Raw genomic sequence first — 4,110 nt, forward strand, 5'->3', positions numbered from 1 at the left:
TCGCCGAGCATTTCGACGCGATCGTGAATGTGCTGGAATCTGCTCTGGGAAAGTCTGTTTCGCTGTCGGATGCGTTGGCCGACGGGGATCTGGTCGATCGGACAGTGTTCGCGCAGGCGGGTTTGTTCGCGTTCGAGGTGGCGCTCTTCAGGCTGCTGGAGTCGTGGGGTGTGCGGGCGGATGTGGTGGCGGGTCATTCGATCGGTGAGGTCGCTGCCGCACATGTGGCCGGGGTGTTGTCGCTCCAGGATGCGTGCGTGTTGGTCGCGGCGCGTGGTCGTTTGATGCAGGCGTTGCCGGCGGGTGGGGCGATGGTCGCGGTGGGCGCGTCCGAAGCCGACGTGCTGGCGCTGGTGGATTCCGGTGCGGTGGCGGCCGGTGACGTCTCGATCGCGGCGGTGAACGGCCCGTCCTCGGTGGTGCTGTCCGGCGTGGAAGCCGCTGTGGTGGCGGTCGCGGGGCGCTGTGCGGAAAAGGGCTGGCGCACACATCGTTTGCGGGTGTCGCATGCCTTCCATTCGGCGTTGATGGAGCCGATGCTGGACGAATTCGCGGCGGCGATAGCTGGTTTGGCGTTCGGTCGGCCGACTGTGCCGTTGGTGTCGACGGTGACCGGCGCGAAGGTGACCGACGAGATGTCGGTCCCGTCGTATTGGGTGCGCCAGGTTCGGGATTCGGTGCGGTTCGCCGATGCGGTGGCGGCGATGGCGGAGTCGGGGGTGTCTCGTTTCGCCGAGGTCGGACCGGATGCGGTGCTGGCCCCGATGGTCACCCAGACCCTCGACGCCGCGTCCCCGGTGGTGGTGGCGCCCGCCCGCCGGCACCGAGCGGATGCGTCGACCCTGACGGCCGGACTGGCGACGCTGTTCGTCACCGGCGCCGACGTCGACTGGGGCGCCTTCTACTCGGGAACCGGCGCCCGGCGAATCGATCTGCCCACCTACGCTTTCCAGCGTCGGCGGTATTGGATGTCCGACGCGTCCACGACATCCGGCGGCGCGCGGGCGATGGGCTTGGTCGCCACGGAACATCCGCTGATCTCGGCCGTGGTGTCCCAGCCGGACTCCGACGGTACGGATCTCACCGGCCGCCTGTCGCTGCGGACGCACCCGTGGCTGGCGGACCACACGGTCATGGACAGCGTTCTGTTCCCCGGCACGGGCCTGGTCGAACTCGCCCTCTACGCCGGCGAACAGGTCGGCTGTCATCACCTCGAGCAACTCGTCCTGCGAGCGCCGCTGACACTGCCGGAATCCTTCGGCACCGCGGTGCGCGTCGTGGTCGGCGATGAGGACGAGGCCGGTCGTCGCGCGGTGCGGATCTACTCCCGCCGCCCCGAGGACGAGGCCGATGCGCCGCCGTCCTGGACGGTGCACGCCGAAGGTGTTCTCGCGCCCGAAACCACCGGCACCGCTGTCGAATTGCGGACCTGGCCGCCCATCGGAGCGGTCGCCGTGGATATCGACGGGGTGTACGACGCCCTCGACGCGCAGGGATACCACTACGGTCCCGCGTACCAGGCGCTGCGCTCGGTCTGGCGAGCGAGCGGCGACGTCCTCTACGCCGAGGTGGAACTGCCCGAGACCGCCAGGCCCGACGCACAGCGGTTCGGTGTCCATCCGGCGCTGCTCGACGCGGCGATGCATGCGCTGCGATTCGCCGAAGCGCGGCCCGACGGACCGGCGTTGCCGTTCGAATGGTCCGGAGTCACCGTCCATGCGGCGGGGGCCGACGCGGTGCGGGTTCGGCTCACCCGCGTCGGGGAACGGGGCGTGGCGCTGGATCTGGCGGATAGCACCGGTGCTCCGGTGGCGACGGTCCGCCACCTCGCCTCCCGTCCCGTCGATCCCGCGCAGCTCGCCACCGGCGCGTCCGTCGGCAATGCCCTGTTCCGTATCGACTGGACCCCGATCGAGGTGGACGCGGCCGACATCGCCACGGCCGCATGGCCGGAACTCGGCGACGAGATACCGCCGGTCGTGGTGCTGGACTGCCCGGCGGGTAACGATCCCGCCGCGATCCACGCCGCGACGCACCACGTTCTGGAGGTGTTGCAGTCCTGGACGGCGAGCCCGCGATTCACCGACTCGGTCCTCGTGGTCCGGACCGGTGGTGCGGTGTCGGTGGCCGGAGAGGACATCACGAATCTGGCCGGTGCCGCCGTCGGCGGCCTGGTCCGCTCGGCACAAGCCGAGAACCCCGGCCGCTTCGTGCTGATCGACACCGATGCCGCGCTCGACGATCTGCTCGGCGGCATCCTGGCCGCGGCCGAACCGCAGGTAGCCGTGCGGGACGGGCGAGTGCACGCCGCACGCCTGGTCCGGACGGCTCCCGCCGCCCCCGAGGCGGTCGAGTTCCATCCGGACGAGACGGTGCTGATGACCGGTGCGGGCGGGCTGCTGGCCGGATTGTTCGCCCGGCATCTGGTCACCACCCGCGGCGTCCGCCGCCTGCTGATGCTGAGCCGACGCGGCGAATCAGCTTCCGGCGCAAACGAATTGCGAGCCGAACTCGGCGACCTCGGCGCCCAGGTGGAATTCGCCGCCTGCGATGTCGCCGACCGCGGCGCGCTGGCCGCGGTGCTGGCGGGCATACCCGCCGCGCACCCGCTGACCGGCGTCTTCCACCTGGCCGGTGTGCTCGACGACGGTGCCGTGGCGTCGCTGACTCCGGCGCGGATGGATACGGTGCTGGAGCCCAAGGTCGATGCCGCACTCCATCTGCACGAGCTGACCGCCGAACTGCCGTTGCGGGCATTCGTGCTGTTCAGCTCGGTGGCCGGTGTGTTCGGCAACCCCGGACAGGGCAACTATGCCGCGGCCAACGCCTGCCTGGACGCGCTCGCCCTCCATCGCGCCGCGACCGGCCGGTGCGGTACGTCCCTGGCGTGGGGTCTGTGGGACGGGGGTATGGCCGGGCAGCTCAGCGACGTCGATCGGCACCGCATGTCCCGCTCGGGCCTGCTACCGCTCTCAGCCGATCAGGGACTGGCGCTGTTCGACGCCGCGGCCGGTATCGACGTGGCGGCGCCGGTGCTCGCCCGGCTCGACACCGAGAGCATTCGCAACGCCGGAACCGCCACACCCGCACTGCTTTCCGGCCTGGTGCCGGCCCGCCGCAGCGCGGCCTCCGGCACCTTCACGGCGTTGCGCGCCCGGGTGGCGAGCACTCCCGACAGCGAACGCTTCGGGGTGCTGGTGGAGATCGTGCGTGGACAGATCGCCGCGACTCTCGGCCACGAGAACGCGAATTCGATCGCCGCGGACCGGGCCTTCAACGAACTGGGCTTCGATTCGATCACCGCCATCGAATTCCGCAACGCCCTCAAAGCCGTCACGGGCCTGCCGCTGCCCGCCACCCTGGTGTTCGACTACCCGACACCCGAGGCCCTGGCGAGACATCTCGCCGAGGAGTTCACCGGCACCGGCCGGGACACCGAGGTCACCGCGACCCGGGCCGTCGACGACGACCCGATCGCGGTGGTCGGAATGGCGTGCCGGTACCCCGGTGGTATCACCTCTCCCGAGGAACTCTGGGATCTGGTGCGCGACGGCGCCGATGCGATCACGACGCTGCCGGCCGACCGGGGCTGGGACATCGCCGGCATCTACGACCCGGAACCCGGCCGCGCGGGGAAGTCCTACACCCGGGAAGGCGGATTCCTGCACAGCGCAGCCGATTTCGACCCCGAGTTCTTCGGCATCGGCCCCAACGAGGCCACCGTGATGGACCCCCAGCAGCGACAGTTGCTGGAGACGACATGGGAAGCGCTGGAGCGTGCCGGTGTCGACCCCACCGTGCTGCGGGGCAGCTCGACCGGTGTCTTCGCCGGCGTGATGTACCACGACTACGCCCAGGGCAGCGGCAACAGCGCGGGCGGCAGTCTGGTCTCCGGGCGTATCGCCTACACGCTGGGGTTGGAAGGTCCTGCGGTGTCGGTGGATACGGCGTGTTCGTCGTCGCTGGTGGCTGGAGTTCAGCCGCCAGCGCGGGCTGTCCCCCGACGGTCGATGCAAGTCGTTCGCGGATGCCGCGGATGGTGTGGGTTGGTCGGAGGGGGCGGGCATGCTGGTGTTGGAGCGGCTTTCGGATGCGCGTCGCAATGGGCAC

At 70.2% G+C, this 4,110-nt stretch carries 1 pseudogene; it reads left to right on the forward strand.

From position 1 onward, the window contains the following. Nucleotides 1-29: 29 nt before the first annotated feature. Nucleotides 30-4,110: pseudogene (locus tag IG65_RS0133685) on the forward strand (SDR family NAD(P)-dependent oxidoreductase); the annotation flags it as partial.

Source organism: Nocardia sp. NRRL WC-3656 (assembly GCF_000720265.1).
Classification (GTDB): Bacteria; Actinomycetota; Actinomycetes; order Mycobacteriales; family Mycobacteriaceae; genus Nocardia; species Nocardia nova.